The organism is Deinococcus sp. YIM 77859 (genome assembly GCF_000745175.1).
Classification (GTDB): Bacteria; Deinococcota; Deinococci; order Deinococcales; family Deinococcaceae; genus Deinococcus.
Map to the genome: position 1 here is coordinate 586744 of NZ_JQNI01000002.1, position 21795 is coordinate 608538.

The 21795-nt window shown below is 68.2% G+C and carries 21 protein-coding genes; 13 read left to right on the forward strand and 8 right to left on the reverse strand.

Features of this window, described 5'->3' with window-relative positions:
• Positions 1-113: 113 nt before the first annotated feature.
• The 3 genes from EI73_RS02995 to EI73_RS03005 are packed head-to-tail and all read right to left on the reverse strand — an operon-like array spanning position 114 to position 1992.
• Entirely contained in the window at positions 114-575 is a 462-nt protein-coding gene (locus EI73_RS02995; protein WP_034384077.1) for a YbjN domain-containing protein, read from the reverse strand.
• A 50-nt stretch (positions 576-625) separates the two neighbouring features.
• Positions 626-949 carry a septal ring lytic transglycosylase RlpA family protein gene (locus EI73_RS03000; protein ID WP_034384080.1) on the reverse strand — a complete coding sequence of 108 codons (324 nt, stop codon included), beginning with the start codon at positions 947-949 and terminating at the stop codon, positions 626-628.
• Positions 946-1992, reverse strand: a complete 1047-nt coding sequence (locus EI73_RS03005; protein WP_034384083.1) for a Xaa-Pro peptidase family protein — start codon at positions 1990-1992, stop codon at positions 946-948. Before EI73_RS03005 ends, EI73_RS03000 begins: the two co-directional genes overlap by 4 nt.
• A gap of 179 nt (positions 1993-2171) precedes the next feature.
• Between EI73_RS03005 and sucC the strand changes: the two genes are divergently transcribed.
• From sucC to EI73_RS03020, 3 genes are all read left to right on the forward strand, one after another.
• Positions 2172-3317 carry an ADP-forming succinate--CoA ligase subunit beta gene (gene sucC / locus EI73_RS03010; protein WP_034384086.1) on the forward strand — a complete coding sequence of 382 codons (1146 nt, stop codon included), beginning with the start codon at positions 2172-2174 and terminating at the stop codon, positions 3315-3317.
• Positions 3317-4228 (forward strand): succinate--CoA ligase subunit alpha, encoded by a 912-nt coding sequence (gene sucD / locus EI73_RS03015; RefSeq protein ID WP_034384089.1) that lies wholly within the window; start codon positions 3317-3319, stop codon positions 4226-4228. Before sucC ends, sucD begins: the two co-directional genes overlap by 1 nt.
• Positions 4229-4322: 94 nt before the next feature.
• Complete coding sequence (locus EI73_RS03020; RefSeq protein WP_034384090.1) at positions 4323-4895, forward strand: hypothetical protein; 573 nt, start codon at positions 4323-4325, stop codon at positions 4893-4895.
• Between the two features lie 17 nt (positions 4896-4912).
• On the opposite strand, the gene bshA is transcribed toward EI73_RS03020, so the two are convergent.
• Positions 4913-6061 (reverse strand): N-acetyl-alpha-D-glucosaminyl L-malate synthase BshA, encoded by a 1149-nt coding sequence (gene bshA, locus EI73_RS03025; RefSeq protein WP_034387624.1) that lies wholly within the window; start codon positions 6059-6061, stop codon positions 4913-4915.
• A gap of 79 nt (positions 6062-6140) precedes the next feature.
• On the opposite strand from bshA, the gene EI73_RS03030 reads away from it, so the two are divergent.
• Together EI73_RS03030 and modA are read left to right on the forward strand one after the other, a co-directional pair.
• A complete protein-coding gene (locus tag EI73_RS03030; RefSeq protein WP_034384093.1) occupies positions 6141-6986 on the forward strand; it encodes a DegV family protein in 846 nt (281 codons plus the stop codon).
• Between the two features lie 103 nt (positions 6987-7089).
• Positions 7090-7848 (forward strand): molybdate ABC transporter substrate-binding protein, encoded by a 759-nt coding sequence (modA, locus tag EI73_RS03035; RefSeq protein WP_034384096.1) that lies wholly within the window; start codon positions 7090-7092, stop codon positions 7846-7848.
• A gap of 20 nt (positions 7849-7868) precedes the next feature.
• Here the strand turns inward: modA and ileS are convergent, their stop codons facing one another.
• A complete protein-coding gene (ileS, locus tag EI73_RS03040; RefSeq protein WP_034384098.1) occupies positions 7869-11162 on the reverse strand; it encodes an isoleucine--tRNA ligase in 3294 nt (1097 codons plus the stop codon).
• Positions 11163-11672: 510 nt separating this feature from the next.
• On the opposite strand from ileS, the gene fsa reads away from it, so the two are divergent.
• The 8 genes from fsa (at position 11673) to EI73_RS03080 (ending at position 18614) form a co-directional block, all read left to right on the forward strand.
• Complete coding sequence (fsa, locus tag EI73_RS03045) at positions 11673-12398, forward strand: fructose-6-phosphate aldolase (RefSeq protein WP_034384101.1); 726 nt, start codon at positions 11673-11675, stop codon at positions 12396-12398.
• Positions 12395-13675 carry a transcription termination factor Rho gene (rho, locus tag EI73_RS03050; RefSeq protein WP_034384102.1) on the forward strand — a complete coding sequence of 427 codons (1281 nt, stop codon included), beginning with the start codon at positions 12395-12397 and terminating at the stop codon, positions 13673-13675. Before fsa ends, rho begins: the two co-directional genes overlap by 4 nt.
• A 96-nt stretch (positions 13676-13771) precedes the next feature.
• Complete coding sequence (locus EI73_RS03055) at positions 13772-15145, forward strand: peptidoglycan DD-metalloendopeptidase family protein (RefSeq protein ID WP_034384106.1); 1374 nt, start codon at positions 13772-13774, stop codon at positions 15143-15145.
• On the forward strand, positions 15142-15540 hold the full coding sequence (locus EI73_RS03060; protein WP_051935396.1) for a response regulator: 399 nt from the start codon (positions 15142-15144) through the stop codon (positions 15538-15540). Before EI73_RS03055 ends, EI73_RS03060 begins: the two co-directional genes overlap by 4 nt.
• Positions 15541-15601: 61 nt before the next feature.
• Positions 15602-16492, forward strand: a complete 891-nt coding sequence (gene pdxS / locus EI73_RS03065; RefSeq protein WP_034384112.1) for a pyridoxal 5'-phosphate synthase lyase subunit PdxS — start codon at positions 15602-15604, stop codon at positions 16490-16492.
• Positions 16486-17103: a pyridoxal 5'-phosphate synthase glutaminase subunit PdxT gene (gene pdxT / locus EI73_RS03070; RefSeq protein ID WP_034384118.1), complete on the forward strand. Its 618-nt coding sequence runs from the start codon at positions 16486-16488 to the stop codon at positions 17101-17103. Before pdxS ends, pdxT begins: the two co-directional genes overlap by 7 nt.
• A 24-nt stretch (positions 17104-17127) precedes the next feature.
• Complete coding sequence (locus tag EI73_RS03075) at positions 17128-17871, forward strand: alpha/beta fold hydrolase (RefSeq protein ID WP_156103443.1); 744 nt, start codon at positions 17128-17130, stop codon at positions 17869-17871.
• Positions 17868-18614, forward strand: a complete 747-nt coding sequence (locus tag EI73_RS03080) for an alpha/beta fold hydrolase (RefSeq protein ID WP_034384122.1) — start codon at positions 17868-17870, stop codon at positions 18612-18614. The genes EI73_RS03075 and EI73_RS03080 overlap by 4 nt, the downstream gene beginning before the upstream one ends.
• 76 nt (positions 18615-18690) lie before the next feature.
• Here EI73_RS03080 and EI73_RS03085 read toward each other — a convergent pair whose 3' ends face one another.
• Genes EI73_RS03085 through EI73_RS03095 form a run of 3 tightly spaced genes read right to left on the reverse strand, consistent with a single transcriptional unit; the run spans position 18691 to position 21793 of the window.
• Positions 18691-19899 carry a Gfo/Idh/MocA family protein gene (locus EI73_RS03085; RefSeq protein ID WP_034384124.1) on the reverse strand — a complete coding sequence of 403 codons (1209 nt, stop codon included), beginning with the start codon at positions 19897-19899 and terminating at the stop codon, positions 18691-18693.
• Entirely contained in the window at positions 19896-20915 is a 1020-nt protein-coding gene (locus tag EI73_RS03090; RefSeq protein ID WP_034384126.1) for a dipeptide epimerase, read from the reverse strand. The genes EI73_RS03085 and EI73_RS03090 overlap by 4 nt, the downstream gene beginning before the upstream one ends.
• A complete protein-coding gene (locus tag EI73_RS03095) occupies positions 20906-21793 on the reverse strand; it encodes a C40 family peptidase (RefSeq protein ID WP_034384129.1) in 888 nt (295 codons plus the stop codon). Before EI73_RS03095 ends, EI73_RS03090 begins: the two co-directional genes overlap by 10 nt.
• Between the last annotated feature and the right edge of the window lie 2 nt (positions 21794-21795).

Here is a 21795-nt window from a genome sequence, read left to right on the forward strand (position 1 = left end):
TCGCACTCGCGACAGACGAACACGACAAAGCCGCTCCAACCAACGAGATGGATGGAGCGGGTCAAGCACAGTGGGCATGGTCAGAAGAGGGGCGAGTCTCCCCGCCCCCTCTGCTACGCCTGCGGCTGCTGAAGTTGCGGCCCCGGCACGTAGCCCTCAAGGGCCGCGTAATCATCCTGGAAGTGCATCAGGACGCCGCCGAACAGGGTATCGAAGGTTTCCTGGGGCATCTCGGCCAGGGTGGGGTAGAAGCCCACGTACTCCAGCCAGACGTTGCCGTCCGCGTCGATGGAGCGGCTAAAGGCGCGCTCGCGGTTGCGGTCGTTCAGGAGCGCCATCACTTCCTGGCGGCGGTCCGCGTACTGCTTCTGGGTAACGCAGGTGATCTCGAGCCGGCTGGTGTTTTGCGGGCCGTCGTTGACGGAGATCAGTACCGCCGCGTCGCCCATCTCGAAGCGCCAGCCCATCCGGATAAAGCGCTGGCCGCCGTTCTCTTCAATATCGAGCTGAACTTCCTTGTCGCGCAGGTACTTCGCGAGCGTGTCCAGCGTCAGAAGCGCCGTTTCCATCGTCATTGAAACTCCTCCTCTAGGGTGAAACCCGCGCACGATTGTAACACCCGAGTTTACCCTCGGGGCCGAGACAGCACGGTAAGCTGTACGGGCGCAACGCCTTCAGACAGGATGCCCAGCCGTGCGGCGGCAGCCCGTGACAGGTCGATGATTCTTGACCGGTTCCCAAAGGGCCCCCGGTCATTGATCAGCACGTCGACGCTGCGGCCCGTTCGGACGTGCCTCACGCGGACCCAGGTTCCCAGCGGAAGGGTACGGTGGGCCGCGGTCATACGGGTAGACTGGTGCCACTTGCCGCTGTAGTACACGGCCTGGCCGTGCTGCGCGGCCTGCGCGGCCCCGGTGAGCAGCAGAAGCGCCAAAACGGTCCCCCTCACAGGCGCTCCTTGGGGGTGCGGCTGAGGACCTCGTACCCGCCTTCCGTAACAAGCACCAGATCCTCGATACGGACGCCGCCCACGCCCGGCAGGTAGGCGCCGGGCTCGACCGTCACCACCATTCCGGGTTCCAGCACATCTTCGCTGCCCGCGCGCAGGCTAGGCCCCTCGTGAATCTTCAGGCCCACCCCGTGCCCCAGAGAGTGCGCAAAGGCCTCCCCCAGGTGGTGCCGGTTGAGTATCTCGCGGGCCAGGGCGTCAAGGTCGCCGCCCTTGACGCCGGGGCGCACCGCCGCCACCGCCGCCTCCTCGGCCTCCAGCACAGCGTTGTAGACGCGGCGCAGCTCTTCGGACGGCGTTCCCACCGCCACCGTCCGGGTCATGTCACTGTGGTACCCGTTCAGACGCGCCCCGAAGTCGATCGTCACCAGCTCGCCGTCCTCGATCACCCGATCGCTCGCCACGCCGTGCGGCATTGCCCCGCGCGGCCCGCTCGCCACGATCACGGCAAAACCCACCTCGGCCCCGGCGCGGCGCAGGCCCTGTTCCAGTTCCAGGGCTACGTCCAGTTCGCGCACCCCGGCTTGAATGTTGGGCCGCACTTCGGCGAACACCCGATCCGCGAGCGCCTGTGCCTCCCGGATCAACTGCACCTCCTCGGGCGTCTTGACCAGCCGCACGCGCTCCACCAGCCCGCGCGTGGGCACAAGCTGGGCGTCCCAGTGCTCGCGCAGTGCCTCCAGACCCGCTACGGTCAGGTGCTCGGCCTCGAAGCCGACGCGCTGGCCTTTGACCCGCGCCGCCGCGTCTCGGTACGTCTCGGGCGGGCGGGCGATATGAACCGGGACGCGCGCCTCTTCCTGTGCCTGCACCGTATAGCGTGCATCGGTGTAGAGCGTGGCGCCCTCCGGGGTGACGAGCACCTTGCCGTCCTCGCCGCTGGAAAAGCCACTCAGGGCGCGCACGTTCGCGGGATCACTCACCCATAGGGCATCTACGCCCGCGGCGTTCATCGCGCCTCTTAGTCCGTCGAGTGTGGTCATGGGGGCGATGTTATACCGCTTTCCTTCCGGAGTGCTCGCTTCGCTCGGGCCTTTGTCCTCGACTCGCCTTGTCCCCAGAACAGGAACAGAACGCCCGGCGGAAGGTGAGGCGGCTTATACTTTTCTCTTGGGACAAAGAGCAAGCCGCGAAGGGGCCGCCCCCAAGGAGGAGAGAGTCCGTGAAACTTCACGAGTATCAGGGCAAGGAACTGTTGCGCCGCTTCGGCGTTAACGTGCAGGAAGGCAGGGTGGCCTACACGCCCGACGAGGTGCGTGACATCGCTCGCGAGTACGGGCAACCGGTCGTCGTCAAGGCCCAGGTCCACGTTGGTGGCCGCGGCAAGGCGGGCGGCGTGAAGTTCAGCCCCACCCCGGACAAGGCCTACGAGAATGGCCAGAACATCCTCGGCATGGACATCAAGGGCCTCACCGTGAAAAAGGTCCTCGTCACCAAGGCCGTCGACATCGATGCGGGCACCGAGTACTACGTCGGCATGATCGTGGACCGCAATGTTCAGAGCTACACCCTGATGGCTTCGGCAGAAGGCGGTATGGAGATCGAGGAGGTCGCCGCCGCGACCCCCGAAAAGATCATTAAGCACCGCGTTGATCCCGTGACCGGCCTGCGTCCCTTCGAGGCGCGCGAGGTCGCCATCCAGGCGGGCTTCAAGGGCAACCTGAACAAGATCGCTGACATGATGGTCAAGATGAGCGAAGCGGCCTTTAAGATGGACGCCGTTCTCGTCGAGATCAATCCTCTGTTCGTGGACGCAGACGGCACACCGGTCGCGCTTGATACCAAGTTTGAGATCGACGACAACGCGATGTTCCGCCACAAGGACCTCGCGGACTGGCGCGAGCTGGAAGCCGAACACCCCCTGGAGATCGAGGCGAGCAAGTACGGCTTTGCCTACGTCAAGCTTGACGGCAACGTCGGCGTGCTGGGCAACGGGGCGGGCATCGTGATGACTTCGCTGGACGTGGTGAACCGCGCCGGAGCCAAGCCCGCCAACTTCCTCGACATCGGCGGCGGCGCCAAGGCCGACATCGTCTACAACGCGGTCAAGCTGGTCAGCAAAGACCCCGACGTCAAGTCCATCTTCATCAACATCTTCGGCGGCATCACGCGGGCCGACGAGGTCGCCAAGGGCGTCATCCAGGCGCTGGAAGAAGGCATTCTCACCAAGCCCGTTCGCATGCGGATCGCCGGGACCGCCGAGGAGGAAGCCAAGGCGCTGCTGGCGACCACGAATAGCCCCCTGATTCAGATGTACCCCACGATGTTCGAGGCCGCCGACGAGGCCGCCAAGGAGGCGAACAAGTAATGGGCATCCTCGTCAACAAGGACAGCCAGGTACTCGTGGTCGGCATTACCGGCCGCGAGGGCTCCAACCACACCAAGGCGATGCGCGAATTCGGCACCAAGGTCGTCGCGGGTGTCACCCCCGGCAAGGGCGGACAGACACACGAGGGCCTTCCCGTGTACAACAGCGTCAAGGAGGCGCAGGCCGCGCACCGCATCGACGTCTCCATCATCTTTGTGCCGCCCGCCGGGGCCGCTGACGCCGTCTTGGAAAGCGCCCACGCGGGCGTACCCCTGATCGTGCTGATCACCGAGGGCGTTCCGACCGTGGACATGATGCGTGCCGTGCAGGAGGTCAAGGCGCTCGACGCGCAGAGCCGCGCGCAGGGCGGCCAGGGCATTCGCCTGATCGGCGGCAACTGCCCCGGCCTGGTCACGAGCGGCGAGTGCAAGGTGGGCATCATGCCCAACCGGATCTACCAGGAGAAGGGCCGCGTCGGCCTGATCTCCCGCTCGGGAACACTGACCTACGAGGCGGCCAAGCTGCTGCTGGACGCGGGGCTGGGCACCTCCACCACCGTCGGCATCGGCGGTGACCCGGTGATCGGCACCACCTTTGCGGACGTGCTCCCCATGTTCGAGGCCGACCCCGAGACGGATGCCGTCGTCGTGATCGGCGAGATCGGTGGTGCCGACGAGGAAGCCGCCGCCGAGTACATCGCGCAGAATATGAAAAAGCCGGTCGTGGCCTTTATTTCCGGCCGCTCTGCTCCCAAGGGCAAGCGCATGGGCCACGCGGGTGCCATCATCATGGGCAACGTCGGTACGCCGGAAAGCAAGCTCGCCGCCTTTCAAGCCGCCGGTGTTCCCGTGGCAGACACCATGCCCGAGATCGTGGAGCTGGTGAAAAAGGCCCTCAACGTCACCGCCTGAAGCCGGGCGAGCCGGGGAGAGGAGTGCTTTGGGCACTCCTCTCCTCTTGTTGTGCCGGTCACATCCGCGTCAGGCGAACGCGTAGACTGAACCCATGCACAAGCGCCTCCTTCCCCTGCTGGCTCTCCTGCTTCTGGGCAGAGGCCACGCCCTCACGGTGACGGGGAACGTGACGGGCAGCGTCCCCGCAGAGGCCCGCGTTGGTGCCTGGGCGGTCAGCGCCTCCGGCCAGCCGGTCCAGGAACTCCTCAGCGCCCCCGTCCAGAGCGGGGGAGAGTTCCGCCTAAACCTTCCGACCGCTCCACCCAGCCCCCGCGTTCAGGTGCCCCTCACCGCCCAAAATGTGGCCTGGCCCGGCGTCCTCGACCCCGTGACGGTGAGCGGCTCCGCTCTGGCCACCGAACTTCGGCTCTTCATCTACCGCGACGCCAACCGCAACGGGCAACGCGACGAGGGCGAGCCCCTGCGCGAGGTGACCCCGAACGCCGGGCGCGGCACGCTCCTGACCGTCTGGGTGAGTGCCGACGTGACTGTCCGGGCGGGCCGCGGCTACGAGGCGACCCTCAAGCGCGGCTGGAATGCCTTGGTCGTCGAGGTGGGCCGCGCGGTCAGGGTCACGCCCGTCACCGGGGACGCGGTGGACGTCAGCCTGAGCCTGGGGCGCTGAGGGGAGAACGCCTGGGGCTAGGTTCCGCCGCCCTGGGCCAGCGTCTGCGCGTAGGCGGCGAGGTACCGCGGCACGATCCGGTCGGGGTGAAAGCGGGTCAGCGCGGCCTGCCGGCCTGCCGCCCCCATGCTCAAATACAGCTGGGAGTCACGCAACACGCGCAGCGCTGCGTCAGCCATCGCGTCCACATCGCCCACCGGGGCGAGGAAGCCGGTCACGCCGTCCTCGACCACCTCGGGAATGCCGCCCGCTCGGGCCGCGACAATCGGCACCTCACAACTCATGGCCTCCAGGGCGGCCAAGCCGAAACTCTCGTTGCTGCTGGGCAACAGAAAGAGGTCACTGATGCCCAGCACCGTCTGAACGTCGGGAAAGGACCCCAGGAACTGGGTGCGGCCCAGCACGCCCAGTTGTCCGGCGAGTTCAAAGGCGCGGGGCCGCTCCGGGCCGTCCCCGATCATCAGCAGCCGCGCCGGGATCTCGCTGGCGACCCGCGCAAAGACCTGCACCACGTCTTCGACACGCTTGACCGGGCGGAAGTTGCTGACGTGCACGATCAGCGCCTCATCCGGGTGGGCGAAACGCGCGCGCGCCTGAGGATCGGGAATGCGCACAAAGCGCGCGGCGTCCACGAAGTTGTGAATCACCTCGATGGGCCGGTCGACGCCAAAGACTTCGCGCGTCTGCTCCGCCAGAAAGTGTGAGACGGCGGTCACGTGGTCGCTGCACTCGATGGCGTGCCGCGTGGTGTGCCGGAAGGCGGGTTCGGCGCCCACCAGCGTCACGTCTGTGCCGTGCAGGGTGGTCACCACCCGGCTGCGCCCGGTGATCGCCCGGGCGTGAATGGCGGCAGTCGCATGAGGAATCGCGTAGTGGGCGTGCGTGAGCTCAACGCCGTGCTCCAAAATCACCTCTGTCAGGGTATTGGCCGCGGCGAGCTCGGGGTAGGGCTGATCGAAGAGGGCATACGCGAACCCGCTCACCTGGTGGTAGAAGGGCCCGCGAACACCCTGGTGTCCCGCCAGCCGAAAAGGCACGGCGGAGCCCACGAAGTGAACTTCCAGGCCCGAGCGCGCGACCATCAAGCCCAGTTCGGTCGCGACGACGCCGGAACCCCCGGCCCCGGTGTGGCACAGCACGGCAATCTTTTCTGGCGGCACGCCCATGAGAGCGGAGTATAGGCGCAGGCGGCGCGCGCCGCTGTCATGAACCTGTTGGAACCTCACCGCTACGCTGCTGACCAGCATGCTTGCCGTCGTCACCGATTCCACCTGCGACCTGGCCCCCGAGACTGCCCGCGCGCTGGGGCTGCACGTTGTGCCCCTGCGGGTGCTGCTGCATGGCCGATCCTTCCTCGACTGGCAGGAGATCGACCCGGACGCTGTGTACGATCACCAGCGGACCGGCGGGCAGGTTCAAACCCAGCCCGCTCCACCGGCCGCCTTTGAGCGCGTCTACCGCGAGCTGCTCGCCACCCACAGCGGCATTCTGAGCCTGCACATCAGCGGGCACCTTTCGGATACCGCCGAACACGCCCGGCAGGCCGCCGCCGCCCTGAATGCCGGGGACCGCGTGCAGGTGCTGGATACGGGTCTGGCGTCTCTCCCGCTGGCAGAAGCCGCCATCGCCGCCGTGGAGACGGTGCGGGCGGGCGGGGACATGGCGCAGGCCGTCCGAGCGGTCGAGGCCGTGCGGGCGGGCCTGCTGGCCGAATTCACCGTGCCGACCCTGGAATACCTGCGCCGCGGCGGACGGCTGTCGCGAGCGCAGGAGCTTCTTGGGAACATGCTGGGCGTGCGGCCCGTGCTGCGTTTCGACGCGGGCCGCCTCAAGCCCGTGCGCCGGGTGCGGGGCCAGCAGGCCACCCGCGACATGCTCGAGCAGCTCGAAGCGCAGTTCGGCCGCGAGCCGGTGGCCCTCACCATCGGGCACGCGGGCCGGGACGCCGCCCGCATCGCAGAACTCAAGGCGGCGGTGAGTGCCAGCCGCCTGAAGGTGGCGCGGGGCCGCCTGCAACTGCTTGGCCCGGTGATCGGCGCCCACGTTGGCCCCGGCACCTATGGCCTGATGGCCCGGCCCTGGGCCAGCTGAGGTTGGCTTCAGGGTGGGCCGCGGTTGACCCTGGGCCGGCGGCGGATTACGTTCGGGGGGGCAGCCCTGTTGCTCGGTGGCACTGTCCCCCTGGAGGTTTCCTATGTCGTGTCGCCACGTCATCCTCACACTCCTTCTGCTGGGGAGTGCCCAGGCCGCCCCGCTGCGGGTCTTTGCCGCGGCCTCGCTGACCGACGCCTTTACGGAGCTCGGCAAAGCCTTTGACGCCCGGACCGGGAACACCACGGTCTTTCAGTTCGCTGGGTCGCAGGCGCTGCGGACCCAACTCGAGAACGGCGCGAGGGCCGACGTGTATGCGAGCGCCAACGCTGCCCAGTTTGACCCGCTCGTCAAGGCGGGCCTGCTCCAGCCTGGACAGCTGTTCGCGCGGAACACGCTGGCGATGATCGCCCCAAAGGGCACAGCCAAGGTGACGGCCCTGCCCGACCTCGCCAAGCCCGGTGTCAAGGTCGTTATCGCGGACAAAGCCGTTCCGGCGGGCGACTACACCCGCCGGATGCTGGCGGCCGCCGAGCAGTCCGGAACCTACGGCAAGAACTTCGCCGAGCAGGTTCTGAAGAACGTGGTGAGCGAGGAACCAAACGTGCGGCAGGTGGCGCTGAAGGTGCAGCTCGGTGAGGCTGATGCCGCCGTGGTGTACCGCAGCGATGTCACGCCCGCCCTCAAAGCCAGCGTGCGGGTGATCCCGTTGCCCTCGCGGTTTAACCAAAGCGCCAGCTATCCCATCGGCATCCTGACCAATGCGGCCAACGGGGCGGCGGCGCAGGCGTTTGTGGCCTTTGTGCTCTCCCCGGAAGGACAGAGGATCCTGCGAAAGTGGGGGTTTCTCAGCCCGCAGTAGGTTGGCCGGCAAAAAGTGGGTTAGGCGGGCGAGACCACCCGTGTCAGGTACGCCGTGCCGCCCTCTACCTGCGCCGGATGGCCCTCGCCCGGGCCAAAGGTCAGCGCCTGGGCCAGCACCTCCCCGGCGATAAAATCCCGCCACAGCTCGGCGGCTTCGCGGGCCTCGCCGCTCAGGTCGAGCGCGAGGTGAATGCGGTCTTGCACCTCGAAGCCTGCCGCCTTGCGCGCCTCCTGGATGCCGCGCACCAGGTCGCGGGCCAGGCCTTCAAGCACCAGTTCACGGGTGAGCTGCGTCTCAAAGGCCACCAGGAAGCCGCCGTCCTCGGCCGCCGCCACGCCCTCGGGAGCCTTGGCGTCCACCAGCACCTGCTCGGGCGTGAGCGTAAAGGTCTGCCCGTTCGCCTCCACGGTGAAGCTCTCGCCGCTGTGCACCGCGTGGGCGACGGCAGCCGCGTCCGCATTCGCCAAAGCCGCCCGCACCGCCGGCAGCGCCTTGCCGTACACCTTGCCCAGCACCGGCAGGTTGGGACGCAGGCTGTAGCGAACCAGGTCGGTCACACCCTCCAGGAAGTGCACCTGTTTGACATTCAGTTCCTCCTTGATCTGCTCCTGCGCTCGCCGCAGCGCGTCGGTCTGTTCTGGAGTAGCCGCCCGCACCGTCACGCTCGCGAGGGGCTGACGCGTCTTGAGGCCATGCGCTCCGCGCACCGCCCGGCCCAGCTCCACCACCTTCATCACCGCCGCCATCTCCCGGGTCAGGCGGTCATCCAGCCGCTCCTCACGCACCTGCGGCCAGCGGGTGAGGTGCACGCTCTGGGCACCCTGCCCCCGGGTGAGGTTGCGGTACAGCGCCTCCGCCAGGAACGGCGTGAACGGCGCGGTCAGCTGCGAGACGGTCAGCAGCGCCTCGTGCAGCGTCGCGTAGGCGCTGAGATCAGCAGAGCCCTCACCGCCCCAGAAGCGTGAGCGGTTACGCCGCACGTACCAGTTGCTCAGGTCGTCCACGAAGCGCTCCAGCGCCCGTCCGCCGCCGCGAGCGTCGTAGGCGTCAAGCGCCGCCGTCACGTCCCGCACCGTCTCCTCCAGCCGGGCCAGCAGCCAGCGGTCCATCTCCGGACGCTCCGCCGCGGGGGGGGCGGCCCCCAGCGCGGGCTGGTCGAGGTTCGCGTACAGCACGAAAAACGAGTAGACGTTCCACAGCGTGTTCACGTAGTTGCGCTGCGCTTCCGCCACCAGCCGCTCGGAGAACCGCTTTTGGTCGCCGGGGTCGGACGCCATGAACATGTACCAGCGCACCGAGTCCGCGCCGTAGCGGTCAAAAAGCGGGAGCGGCTCCACCACGTTGCCCTTGCTCTTGCTCATCTTGGCGCCGTGCTCGTCCACGATGTGCCCCAGGCAGATCACGTTCCGGTACGCCGGCTGGTCATACAGCATGGTGGCAATCGCGTGCAGGGAGTAGAACCACCCGCGCGTCTGGTCGATCGCCTCGCAGATGAAGTCAGCGGGAAAGTGCCGCTGGAACTGCACCAGGTTCGCTTCTGTTCCCGGCAGCGCCCGCTCGCCCGTCTCATCGGTCAGCAGGTGCCACTGCGCGTAGGGCATCGCGCCGGAGTCAAACCACACGTCGAGCACCTCTGGCACCCGGCGGTAGGTCTTGCCGCCCAGCTCAAAGGTCACGTCGTCGATAAAGGGCCGGTGCAGATCGAGCTCGCTGAGGTCCCGCCCGGTCAGCTCTGCGAGCTCGGCCACGCTGCCCACGACCCGCAGGTCGCCGTCTTCGGACATCCAGAAGGGGAGCGGCGTGCCCCAGTAGCGCTCGCGCGAGATCGCCCAGTCCACGTTCCCCTCCAGCCAGTGGCCGAAGCGGCCGTGCTTGATGCCCGGCGGGACCCAGTTGACCTGCTCATTCGTCTCCAGCATCCGCGTCGAGACGCTGTTTGTGCGGATGTACCAGCCCTTCTTGGCGAAGTACAGGATGGGATCACCCGTGCGGTCGTGGAAGGGATAGCGGTGCCGGATGGTGCCCGCGTGAAACAGCAGTCCCCGCGCCCTCAGGTCGGCGATCAGCCCCTTGTCGGCGTCCTTGAAGAACTTGCCGCGCTCTCCCGTCACCCGCAGAATGCCGCGCTCATCTACGCCGAACAGCAGCGGCACCCCGTAGCGGCGCGCGAGCTCCAGGTCCTCCGCGCCGTAGGCCGGGGCCTCGTGCGCCACGCCCGAGCCGTCCGCCGCCGACACGAAGTCGGCCAGGGCCACGAAGTGCATCACCGGGCGACCCTGGGCGTTGCGCTCGTGCAGCGCTCCCACCGCCCCCAGCTCTGCGGCCACCTCTGGGAAGGGCGGTTCGTACTCCACGCCCTCCAGGTCACGGCCTGGGAAGCGAACGAGGACCTCCAGCGGGCCCTCTTTCTTGTGCAGGTCGCTGAGGCGCTCGAGCGCGTCCTCCGCCACGATGATCGGACCCAGAGGGCTGCGCGCCACCACATACGTCAGGTCGGCATTCACCGCGGCCAGCGTGTTGCTCGGGAGTGTCCAGGGCGTGGTTGTCCACACCACCAGCGCGAGGTTCTGCCGGTCTTCTGCACGCAGCGCACTCAGGGCGGCGTGCGCCCGCTCGGGCAGGGTGTCCCAGATCACCGGGAAACGCACGTACACGCTGGGGTCGTCCACCATGCGGTAGCTGTCCACCTCGCCCAGCTCGGCCTTGGAGAGCGTGGTGGAGATGCGCGGCGAGAGCGGCACCACCTTGTAGTCCTGGGCGATCAGGCCCTTGTGGTGCAGCCTTTTGAGGAGGTTCCACACGCTCTCCACGTACTCGTTCTCGTACGTGATATAGGGGTCTGCCAGGTCCACCCAGTACCCCAGCCGCTCGGTAAAGGTGTTCCACTCCTGAATGGTTTCCCACACCGAGCTGCGGCACAGACGGTTGAATTCGGCGAGCTCCTCCCGCGTCGCGCCGTGGTTGCGCCCAAGCAGGCCCAGCCTCTTTTCTACGCTGATCTCGACCGGGAGGCCGTGCGTGTCCCAGCCCCCCTTGCGGGTCACAAAGTAGCCCTGCATCACCTTGTAGCGGGGAAAGAGGTCCTTAAAGGAGCGCGCGAGAACGTGGTGCAGCGCCGGTTTTCCGTTCGCCGTGGGCGGCCCCTCGTAGAAGACGAACTCGGGCTGGCCCTCTTGGCGCTCCTGCGTCTGCTCAAAGACGCGCTGCTCCCGCCAGAACTTCAACACCTCCTGTTCGAGGTCGCGGAAGCTGGGCTGCGCGCTGACCGGTTGAAAGAGGGGCGTGCTGGGTGTGGTCTCGGTGCTGGTCATGCTGGCTCCTTGAGACTGGGGAAAAAAGGCGGCGAACCCAAAACAAGCACGCGCCCCAGCCTGGCTGCTGGGACGCGCAGACAACGTGTTGGCGCGTGGTACCACCCAACTTCACCGCTCGCTGGCGGCCTCATTCACGCCCGCTGTCGGGGGGCCTCCGGGACGGTCTACTGAGCCTGTGGCTGTTCTTCGTCCGGCGCGGGAGGGGATCTTCGGCGGGGGCCTCCCGTCCGGCTCACACCGTCCCGAACTCGCTGTGAGAGGCCTGGCCCCGCGTACTCTTCTCGCGTTCGCCTTGTTGGATTGCTCACCCCCCATCGGGGGTGCGCCTCATGGTAGGCGCGCAGCATGGGTGGGGTCAATCGGTCAGGTGACGCGCAATCACGCCGGGCCAGATATGCTGAACTGAAGGCAGCAGGGGGACGGAAGGGCTGCAAGAGGTGCAGTTGACCACAGGGTGACCGCAGCTGCCCAGGGCGGGCCTTACAATCCCCCGGAGGGAGAAGCAACATGGAATTCTTTATCGATACCGCCATCATTGACGAGGTGCGAGAGATCAACGCCTGGGGTGTTCTGTCGGGCGTGACCACCAACCCCAGCCTGGTCGCCGCCTCGGGCCGCGACTTTCAGGAAGTCATTCAGGAACTCTCGGAGCTTGTCGGCGGGGCCATCAGCGCGGAGGTGACCGCGCTCGATGCGGACGGCATGATCCAAGAAGGCCGCGAGTTCGCGAGCTGGAGTGAACACGTCGTCGTGAAGCTGCCGCTGACCCCAGCGGGGCTGCAAGCCTGCCGAGCGCTGACCCAGGAGGGCATCCGCACCAACATCACCCTGTGTTTCAGCGTGCCGCAGGCGCTGCTGGCCGCGCGTGCCGGAGCCACCTACGTGTCACCCTTTGCGGGCCGTGTGGACGATATCGGCTGGGACGGCGTCGAGTTGGTGCGCCAGATCAAGGAAGCCTACGTGCTGGGGAATATCCCCACCAAAGTGCTGGCGGCGTCTATCCGCCACCCGCAGCACGTCGTGCAGGCGGCACTGGCGGGGGCAGACGTGGCGACCGTGCCCTACAAGGTCTTTACCTCGATGATCAAGCACCCCCTCACGAGTGCGGGTCTGGACGCCTTCCTCAAGGACTGGGCGAAGCGCGCCGGGGCCAGCCCCGAGACCCCTGCCAGTGAGGCGGGCACCAATCCGCAGGCGGGCGGCGTGACGGCCCAGGGAGGCCAGAAGCAGTGACCGAAGCGCATCTCACCGCGCCCCTGCCCTACCACGAACTCCAGCAGAAGATCCTGCCGGAGCTGCACCTGATCGCGGCCAGCCTGGGCATCGAAAACTACCGCAAACTGAAAAAGGACGCGCTGGCCCTCGCGATCATGGAGCGTCAGGCCCAGGCCGAGGGACAGGTGCTTGCCCGCGGCTACCTGGAGATCAGTCCCGACGGCTACGGCTTCTTGCAGGCTGACCTGCTGGATCCAACCTCGCGGAGCGTGCTCGTCACCGCGGGGCTGATCAAGCAGTTTCACCTGCGCACCGGAGACGAGGTGATTGGCCGCGCCCGCAAACCGCGCGAGAACGAACGCTACGGCACGCTTGTGCAGGTCGAAGCCGTCAATGGCCTGGATCCCGAGTCTGCGCGCAAGCGCCCCCGCTTCGACGACCTGACCCCGACCTTTCCCGACCGGCAGCTTGTTCTCGAAGATCCCTTGATGGATGACAGCCTCTCGCTGCGGGTGGTCGACCTGCTCGTGCCCATCGGGCGGGGGCAGCGTGCCCTGATCGTCGCGCCGCCCAAAGCGGGGAAAACGACCCTGCTGAAAAAGATCGCCAACTCCATCGTCAAGAACTACCCCGAAGTGACCGTGATGGTCCTGCTGGTTGATGAGCGCCCCGAGGAGGTCACCGACTTCCGCGAAAGCGTGCAGGGCGCGCAGGTGATCGCCTCCACCTTTGATGAGCCGCCCCAGCATCACGTCCGCGTGGCGGAGTTCGTGCACGAGCGCGCTCGCCGCATCGTGGAGGAGGGCGGACATGTGGTGATTCTGCTCGACTCGATCACCCGCCTCGCCCGCGCGAACAACCTCGTGACGCCGCCCACCGGGCGTACCCTCTCCGGGGGCCTGGACTCCAACGCGCTGCACTGGCCCAAGCGCTTTCTGGGCGCGGCGCGCAACACCCGCGAGGGCGGCTCGCTCACCATCCTGGCGACCGCGCTCGTGGAGACCGGCTCCCGCATGGACGACGTGATCTTCGAAGAATTCAAGGGTACCGGCAACGCCGAACTCGTTCTCTCGCGCCGCCTCGAAGAGCGCCGGATCTTCCCGGCACTCGACATCCTCAAGTCGGGCACCCGCCGCGAGGAACTTCTGCTTCAGCCCGACGTGCTGAAAAAGATGTGGCTTCTGCGCAAGGTGATCTCTGACATGGACCCCGCCGACGCGATGGAGATGCTGCTCTCGCGCATGGGCAAGACCCGCAACAACGTCGAGTTCCTGCAAGCGCTCGCGGGCGGCTAAGGCCCCCGCCGTTCCCGACCCTGATTCCCGTATCCCGGGTGTCCGGGCTGCTTGCCCCTGAGGGCACGCCCCGGGACATCCTCTGTCTGGAGGCCCGTGTTGCAGTTTCTCTCCCGCCCCTGTTGGGGCACCTCTGTCCTCACCCTGACGCTCGCCCTGGGGACTCCGGCGGCCCTCGCCGCCCCATTCCCCACCGAGGGGATCAGCGAGCTGCTGCGCGTGCCCACGCCCGCCGACGTGCTGCACGCCGCCCTTCCCACCGTTCAGCTCACGCGCCTGCCCCAGCCGCCCAGCGTGGTGCTGGTGACCGCACAGCCCCCTGAGCGCGTCGCCCTTCGCTACGGCGTGGCCACAGCGGCGGTAGACGCCCTGCCCCGCACGCCGGGTGAGCGGGGCAGGGTGCTGCGCGTTCAGCTTCCCCAGCCCGACCCCGCGCGGCCGCCTGCGCTGCCCCCCACCGTGGTGACCTACACCGTGCAGCCCGGTGAGACCCTGGCCCGCATCGCCGCGCGCCACGGCCTGAGCCTGCTGGACCTCCTCAGCGCGAACCTGCACCTGCAGAGCCTGGATACGGTGCGGCCCGGCGAGACGCTCTTTCTTCCCACCGCCGAGCGCGGTTTGCTGCTGCGCATCAAGCCCGGGCAGACCGCGCTTTCCCTGATCGCGGGGTACGGCGCGGACCTGGCGCGCACCGCCCGCGCCAACGGCGTGCTGCCCACGGCCCTCCAGCCGGGTGACTATCTGCTGCTCCCTGGCCTTCAGGCCGAGCAGTACCACCGCAAGCTGCTGGCGCGCCGCCAAGCTCAGCGAGAGGCCGAGCGCCGGGCCCGCGTGCAGGCGCAGTACGAGCGGTACCTCGCCTGGCAAAAGGCCCGCGAACGGGCGCGCCTGGAGGAGAACTACGCCCGGCAGGCACGGTACGAGGCGTATCTGGCCTGGAAAAGCAGCCCCGAACGGCAGGCCCTGATCGCCCGCTACGAGCGTCAGGCCCAGTACGAGGCCGCGCAGGCCGCCCTGCGCGAGCGCCTGCGCCAACGGGAGGCGGCCCAACCGCTCACCACCCGGACCGCCGGGGTGAATGTCTCGGCAACGGGGGGCCTGGCCTGGCCCATGCGCAGCTTCCGCATCACCAGCCGCTACGGCGAAGAGGATATCGACTTTCACAAGCAGGTGTTCCACGGGGGCGTCGACCTCGCGGCCCCGGCGGGCACGCCCATCTATGCCGCGGCCGCCGGAACGGTGACGGAAAGCGGCTACGGCGCTTACGGCATGAACGTCTACACCGTTCAGGGCAACAGCACCCTGGTGTATGGCCACCTCAGCCGCGCCGCTGTGAGGGCAGGAGAGACTGTGCAGCAGGGCGACCTGATCGGCTTTGTGGGCTGCACCGGCATCTGCACCGGCCCGCACCTGCATTTCGAGGTGCGGCTGAACGGTCAGGCGGTTGACCCGCTGGCGCTGCTCCCGTGAGCGCGGCCGCCGCCCGTTCCAGCACGCTGCACCTCCTGGTCGTCGACGACGAGGAACAGATCCTCGAGCTGCTTGACCTCTCCCTCTCGCTGCACGGCTTTACCGTGGTCACCGCCAGAAGCGGCCCCGACGCGCTGCGGGCCGCCGGGGCCCACAGCTTTGACGTGATCGTCATGGACGTGCTGATGGCGCCCTGGGACGGCTTCGAGACGGTGCGCCGCCTGCATGGAGCGCTTCAGGCGCGCCTGCCCCCCGTCGTCTTTCTCTCCGGCCTGACCCGCACAGAAGCCCTCCCGGAACTCGGCCCGCACGTGGTGGCGACCTATCTGGTCAAGCCCTTTCGCCCCTCACAACTCGTGGCCTGTATCCAACAGGTCGCCCGTTCCCGCAACTGACCCCATGCCTCCCCCCAAACTGGCCCTGCTTATAGGGCCAGTTTTGGCTTAGGCTGCCCGCATGACCGAGGCTCAAACCGGAACGCCTGAAATCAAGCAGGGCTTTGCCGAGATGTTTAAGGGCGGCGTGATCATGGACGTCGTGACGGCCGAGCAGGCGCGCATTGCCGAGGCGGCCGGCGCCACTGCGGTGATGGCTCTGGAACGCGTCCCCGCCGATATCCGCAAGGACGGCGGCGTGGCCCGCATGAGTGATCCCCGGATGATCAAGGAGATTCTCGGGGCCGTGACCATTCCCGTGATGGCCAAAGTCCGCATCGGCCACTTTGTGGAGGCGCAGATTCTGGAGGCCATCGGCGTGGACTTTATCGACGAATCCGAGGTGCTGACGCCGGCCGACGATCAGTACCACATCGACAAGACGAAGTTCAAAGTTCCCTTTGTCTGTGGCGCGAAGAACCTTGGCGAGGCGCTGCGCCGCATCGGCGAGGGTGCCTCGATGATCCGCACCAAGGGCGAGGCGGGAACCGGCAACATCATCGAGGCGGTTCGGCACGCCCGCACCGTCCTGGGCGAGATCCGGGCGATCCAGGCCCGTCCTGCTGAGGAACTGATGACGGTGGCCCGCGACCTGCAAGCGCCCTACCACCTGGTGCAGTACGTTCACGCACACGGCAAGCTGCCCGTCGTGAACTTCGCTGCCGGTGGCGTCGCGACTCCGGCCGATGCCGCCCTGATGATGCAGCTGGGGCTCGACGGTGTCTTTGTCGGCAGCGGGATCTTCAAGAGTGCCGACCCCGAGCGCCGTGCCCGGGCCATCGTCAAGGCCGTCACCCATTACCAGAACCCCGACATCCTCGCCGAGATCAGCGAGGACCTCGGCGCCCCCATGACCGGAATCAACATCGATCACCTCATTCCCGCAGAGCGCCTGGCCGGACGGGGATGGTAGGAAAGGGGAGAGGCACGGCTCAGCCCTCGATTGGCGTTCTGGCCCTCCAGGGCGCCTTTCGTGAGCACCGGCAGCGGCTGGAGGCGCTCGGCGCGCGCGTGACGGAAGTCCGCCTTCCCGCCGACCTCGCCGGGCTGCACGGGCTGATTCTGCCCGGGGGCGAGAGCACCACCATCGCTCGGCTGATGGACGACTTTGGTTTGTGGGCTCCGATGCGCGACTGGTACGCGGGGGGCGGCGCCCTGTGGGGAACCTGCGCGGGGGCGATTCTGCTGGCCCGCGAGGTTCTGGGGGCGCCCCCACAGTTCGGCGGACGGCAGGCGAGCCTCGGGCTGATGGACCTCACGGTTCGCCGCAACGCCTTTGGCCGGCAGGTGGACTCTTTTCGCGTGCCGCTGGACGTGCGGGGACTCGGGGCCCCCTTTCCCGCCGTCTTTATTCGCGCGCCCGTGATCGAGCAGGTAGGGCCCAGCGTAGAGGTGCTCGCGCGGCACGCTGGCCAGATTGTGCTGGCGCGCCAGGGCCGCCTGCTGGCGAGTGCCTTTCATCCAGAACTCACACCGGATCCCCGGCTTCACGCCCTGTTTCTGGACCTGATTGCTGGGCGCTGACCGCTTTGGGCTATCCTCTTGCCCGTGCGATCCCTGCTGTTCCGTTCCGGTGGCGCGGCGCTGGGCTATGACGTGACCGGGCAGGGTGAGCCCATCGTACTGGTACACGGCCTGAGCGGGTCGAGCCGCTGGTGGCGGCGCAACGTCCCGGCGCTCTCCGCCACGCACCGGGTGTATGTGCTGGACCTCACCGGCTACGGCGCCGCGCGCCGGCAGCGGGCCCTGGGCGTACGGGCGGCGGCGGCGCTCATCGCCGCATGGCTGGATCATCTCGAGCTGCGGCACGTCACCCTGATCGGACACTCGATGGGTGGGCATATCTGTATGCATGTGGCCGCGCTGCGCCCCGAACGGGTGGACAACCTGGTCCTGGCCTGCGCGAGCGGTCTCCTCAAGGGCAGTCCCTACCGCCTGGCCCTGCATCTGCCGCGCGCCGCCCTGATGGGCCGGGTGACCTTTGTGCCCCGCATCCTGGCGGATGCCGCGCGCAGCGGCCCTTTCAACCTCTGGCGCAGCGCGACGGACCTGCTCAAAGACAGCGTGCAGGACCTTTTGCCGCAGCTGAGTGCCCGTACCCTCGTCGTGTGGGGCGCGCGGGACGCGCTGGTGCCCGCGCCCCTGGGCCGCGCCCTGGCCGCGGCTATTCCCGGGGCCCGCTATGAGGAGATTCCCCGAGCCGGACATGTGGTGATGGTAGACGCCCCGGAGCGCTTCAATGCCCTGGTGCTCGACTTTCTACGCGGGGACGGGGAGGGCGGTGCGGCTTGAGCGGCCGCTCCGTGTACACGCCCGTTCGGGGTCTTCTCACACATGCCCGGGTGTACGGCGCGGGCCCACCGCTGGTCGTGGTGCCGGGTCTGGGCTGCGCCTCTTGGATGTACGTGCGGGTCGCCCGTGAACTCTGCCGCGCCCGGACCGTCTATGTCTACGATCCGCCGGGGCACGGCTGTAGCCAGGGCGGCTCCGGCTCTCCCCGCACCATCGAGGACCTCACCGACCACCTTGCCGCCTGGCTGGAACAGACTGGCCTGGGCAGCGTGCCCCTGCTCGGCCACTCGCTGGGGGGTGAAGTCATCTTTGATCTGGCCGCGCGGTACCCGCAGTGTGTCAGCGCCCTGATCGCCTGCGCGCCCACCGGCATTCCTGAAAACCCTCATCTCGCGGTGCAGCTTGTGCGCCTGCTGCTGGACATCCCCCGCGAGCGGCCCGGGCTTCTCCTGCCCGCCCTGGCCGCCTACCTGCGCAGCGGCCCGTGCCGAATGGTCCGCCTCGCCCGCGACCAGCAAGAGCACGACACCGGTCCTCTCTTGCCCCATGTTCGGGTTCCCACCCTGCTCCTCGACGGCACCGGTGACCCCGTCATTCAAACCTGGACGCTCGAGGCCATCTGCCACGCCATTCCCGAGGCCGTGGTATGCGAAATCCCTGGCGGCTCCCATGCCCTGACCGACTCCTTTCCCCGCACCGTTGCACGCTGTACCCTCGACTTTCTGAAGCAGTGTGGCGTTTAGGAAAGAAAACTTTCACGACCAGTTTTGTCGTGAAAACATTCACTAAGTGCCGCTTGCTCCGGCGTCCTCTGTCCTCCTACGTCTGAAGCCACTCCACCGTTCCCCCCCGCCGCGCCCGCTCGGCGGCAAAGGCCAGGCGGTGCGAGTCGAGCGACTCGGCCAGGGGAGTGGGTACCGCGGCCTCACCGCGCAAAAACGCGAGCCAGGCCTGAACGAGCCCCTTGTCCCCGCCCCCGTGGTTGCCGCTCACATCGTGGGTCTGCCGCTCCAGTGCGCCCGTGCGGAAGTCGTGCAGCTCGATCTCGCCGCGCTCGAGGTGGCCGCGCAGCTCGCCGTGGGTACCCAGCAGCTTCAGCGTTCGCGTGTTGTTGTGGGTAAAGGCGCTGACTGTGAGCTGCGCCGTTACCCCGTTGGCAAACACGATGGTGACCGCCTGATGGTCGGGCACGTTGTTGCCGCCGCCGTACACGCAGCGTCCATACGGCCCAGAGGCAAGCGCCTCCGCAAGGGACACCCCTCCCGCCGTCAGCACCGTCACCGGCCAGCGCTGGGGGTCACGGGTGCCGTAGATCACCCGCGCGTCGTACGGACAGTCCACCACCGGGCAGTGGAGGCACCGCGCCGCTGCGCCCGGCGGGGCGTGTTCGGGGCGAAAGTGGTGCAGGGTGCCCTCGCTGCTGACCCGCAGGGGTGGCGCGCCCGCCCAGGCGCGCAGCAGGTCGAGGTCATGGCAACTTTTGGCGAGCACAAAGGGCGCGGCGGGCGGCGACTGGGCCCAGTTGCCCCGCACGTACGAGTGCGCGTAGTGCCAAAAGGCCACGTTCTCCGCGTGCTGAATGCCTACGAGTCGGCCCAGCCGACCAGACGCGAGCACCGCCGTGAGCGCCTGAAAAAAGGGCGCGGCGCGCAGCACGTGGCAGACCGTCACCCGCCCCCGGGAGGCGGCCTCCGCTGCCCGCAGCAGGTCGAGTTCGGCTTCCTGCAGACAGATGGGTTTTTCGAGCAGCACGTCGTAGTCCAGGGCCAGCGCTCGCAGGCACGGCGTCACGTGCGCGTCATCGGGAGTCGCGATCACCACCGCGTCCGCTACCCGCCCCAGCGCAAAAAATGCCTCCGGCTCCAGAAAACACGCCTCTTTTGGAACCCCTAGCCGCGCGGCCACCTCGGCGAGGCGTGCTGGCCGGGGATCCACCAGATGCGTGACCTGCGCGCCGGCGGCTGCGAGCAAGGGCGCGTATACGTCTCCGCCCCGGTTGCCGCAGCCCAGCACAGCGACCGTTGTCATCGCCGCTTCACCCCCCAGCCTACCCCCTCAGGGCGCTGCAGCCGCCCCGCCTGCCAGCCCAGACCCGTAAACGGATCGTCGGCCAGCAGCAGTGCTCCGTCGAGGTCCGCCCAGTCGCAGGCCCCAGCCAGCTGGGCCGCCGCCGCGATCCCCAGCGAGCTCTCGACCATGCAGCCCATCATCACCCGCAGGCCGCAGGCGCGGGCCAGCCGCAACGCGTGAAGGGCTTGCAGGGGTCCCCCCAGCTTGGCAAGCTTGAGGTTCACCCCGTCAAAGGCCGCCGCCAGGCGCGGCACGTCCGTGACGTGGTGCAGGCTCTCGTCAGCCACCAGCGGAATGGGCGAACTGCGCCGCAGCTCGGCGTGGCCCTCCAGGTCATCCGCCGCCAGGGGCTGCTCAAGCAGCTCGACACGGGCAGCAGCGAGCACGTCCAGCATCCGCCGCGCCTGCGGCCGGGTCCAGGCGGCGTTGGCGTCCACCCGGAGCTCAGCGGCAGGTGCCTCCTCGCGCAGCGCCTCCACAATGGCCTCATCCCGGTCGGTGCCCAGCTTGACCTTGAGAATGCCGTGCCCGCGCGTCACGGCCTCGCGCGCTGCCTGCCGCATCTTGGGCAGCTCGGCCAGGCCCACCGTCACGCTGCTTTCGGGAAGGGGAGAGGGGGAGAGCCCCAGCAGCCGCCACACCGGCAGGCCCGCCGTGCAGGCCGCCCATTCCAGCGCCGCCATCTCCAGGGCGCACTTCGCGCTGGCGTGCCCCGCCGGCAGCCGCGCCTGCATCCGCGCGCGCAGCCCGTCCCAGTCCCAGCCGTCCGTCAGGGCCTGGGCCAGCAGCGGGAGCACCGCCTCGACGGTCTTCCGTGTCTCCCCGTAAAAGGCATTCGGCGCAGCCTCGCCCCGGCCCGTCACGCCGCCTTGCTCAAAGGAGACAAAGGTGCGCGGGTAGGTCGAGTGCGTCCAGCGGGCGATGCCAAAGGGCTGCGCGGTGTGCAGTTCGAGCGTCTCCCAGGTCACCGGCATGCGTCCCACCGCCCAAATCCCGTCAGGCTGCGGGCCAGCCGCTCGCCGTACTCGCCTTCCCCCAGTGTCTCTACCGTCACGCGCATCTGGGTGGCGTTGGCATGCACCATCTGCCGCTCGCTGAGCATCACCCCGACGTGTCCGGGAAAAAAGGCCAGGTCGCCCCGCCGCGGCTCGGTCACCGGGGCCAGCTGCGCCTGCTGCTGGTCCGCGTCGCGTGCCAGGGCGCGCCCCGCCATCCCGTACACGAGCTGGGTCAGGCCCGAACAGTCCAGGCCCCAGGCGCTGCGCCCACCCCACACGTAGGGCGTTTCCAGAAACCGCAGGGCACACGCTCCTAGGTCGTGCACCGGGGCAGGCGAGAAGATGACCGCCTGCACCCAGGCTTCTGTTTCGTCGGGCAGCCGCACCGGCAGCCAGCGGCGGCCCGCCTCGGTGACCTCGTCCCCGGGCGCGCGGGTCAGGACCGCTCCCGCGCAGAGTTCCGCGAGAATGGGGCGGCTGACCTGGGGACCCGCAAAGGCGTGGGCCCGCAGCGCCGTCACCCGCAGCACCTCACCGGCCGGCGCTCCCTTCAGCACCAGAGCGGCGCTGCGGGCCCAGCCCAGGTACCGGTCGTGCTCGGTGCGCACCCAGGCCCAGCCGTCTGGCCGCTCGGTGATGACTTCTAGCGCCTCACCGGGAAGGGCTTCGGTCACCTGCGCGGCGGCCCCGTCTGGTGCGGCGCGCAGGCTCACGCGGGCGTTGCCCGCACGAGCCGGGCGGGGCATGACAAACTGCCAGCCTTCTCCCGCCAAGCGCCCCTGCAGGGCGGCCTCGGCCAGACGGGTCTGGGCATCAAACGCGTAAAGGCGTGGGTCCAGCGCTGCTTTGCTCACGG

Coding starts and splice junctions, on each gene's coding strand:
- EI73_RS03090 (WP_034384126.1), bottom strand. CDS start 20,915: ATGCCGGTGACCTGGGAGACGCTCGAACTGCACACCGCGCAGCCCTTT.
- sucD (WP_034384089.1), top strand. CDS start 3,317: ATGGGCATCCTCGTCAACAAGGACAGCCAGGTACTCGTGGTCGGCATT.
- EI73_RS03020 (WP_034384090.1), top strand. CDS start 4,323: ATGCACAAGCGCCTCCTTCCCCTGCTGGCTCTCCTGCTTCTGGGCAGA.
- pdxT (WP_034384118.1), top strand. CDS start 16,486: ATGGTAGGAAAGGGGAGAGGCACGGCTCAGCCCTCGATTGGCGTTCTG.
- modA (WP_034384096.1), top strand. CDS start 7,090: ATGTCGTGTCGCCACGTCATCCTCACACTCCTTCTGCTGGGGAGTGCC.
- fsa (WP_034384101.1), top strand. CDS start 11,673: ATGGAATTCTTTATCGATACCGCCATCATTGACGAGGTGCGAGAGATC.
- EI73_RS03005 (WP_034384083.1), bottom strand. CDS start 1,992: ATGACCACACTCGACGGACTAAGAGGCGCGATGAACGCCGCGGGCGTA.
- EI73_RS03030 (WP_034384093.1), top strand. CDS start 6,141: ATGCTTGCCGTCGTCACCGATTCCACCTGCGACCTGGCCCCCGAGACT.
- EI73_RS02995 (WP_034384077.1), bottom strand. CDS start 575: ATGACGATGGAAACGGCGCTTCTGACGCTGGACACGCTCGCGAAGTAC.
- EI73_RS03085 (WP_034384124.1), bottom strand. CDS start 19,899: ATGACAACGGTCGCTGTGCTGGGCTGCGGCAACCGGGGCGGAGACGTA.
- pdxS (WP_034384112.1), top strand. CDS start 15,602: ATGACCGAGGCTCAAACCGGAACGCCTGAAATCAAGCAGGGCTTTGCC.
- ileS (WP_034384098.1), bottom strand. CDS start 11,162: ATGACCAGCACCGAGACCACACCCAGCACGCCCCTCTTTCAACCGGTC.
- bshA (WP_034387624.1), bottom strand. CDS start 6,061: ATGGGCGTGCCGCCAGAAAAGATTGCCGTGCTGTGCCACACCGGGGCC.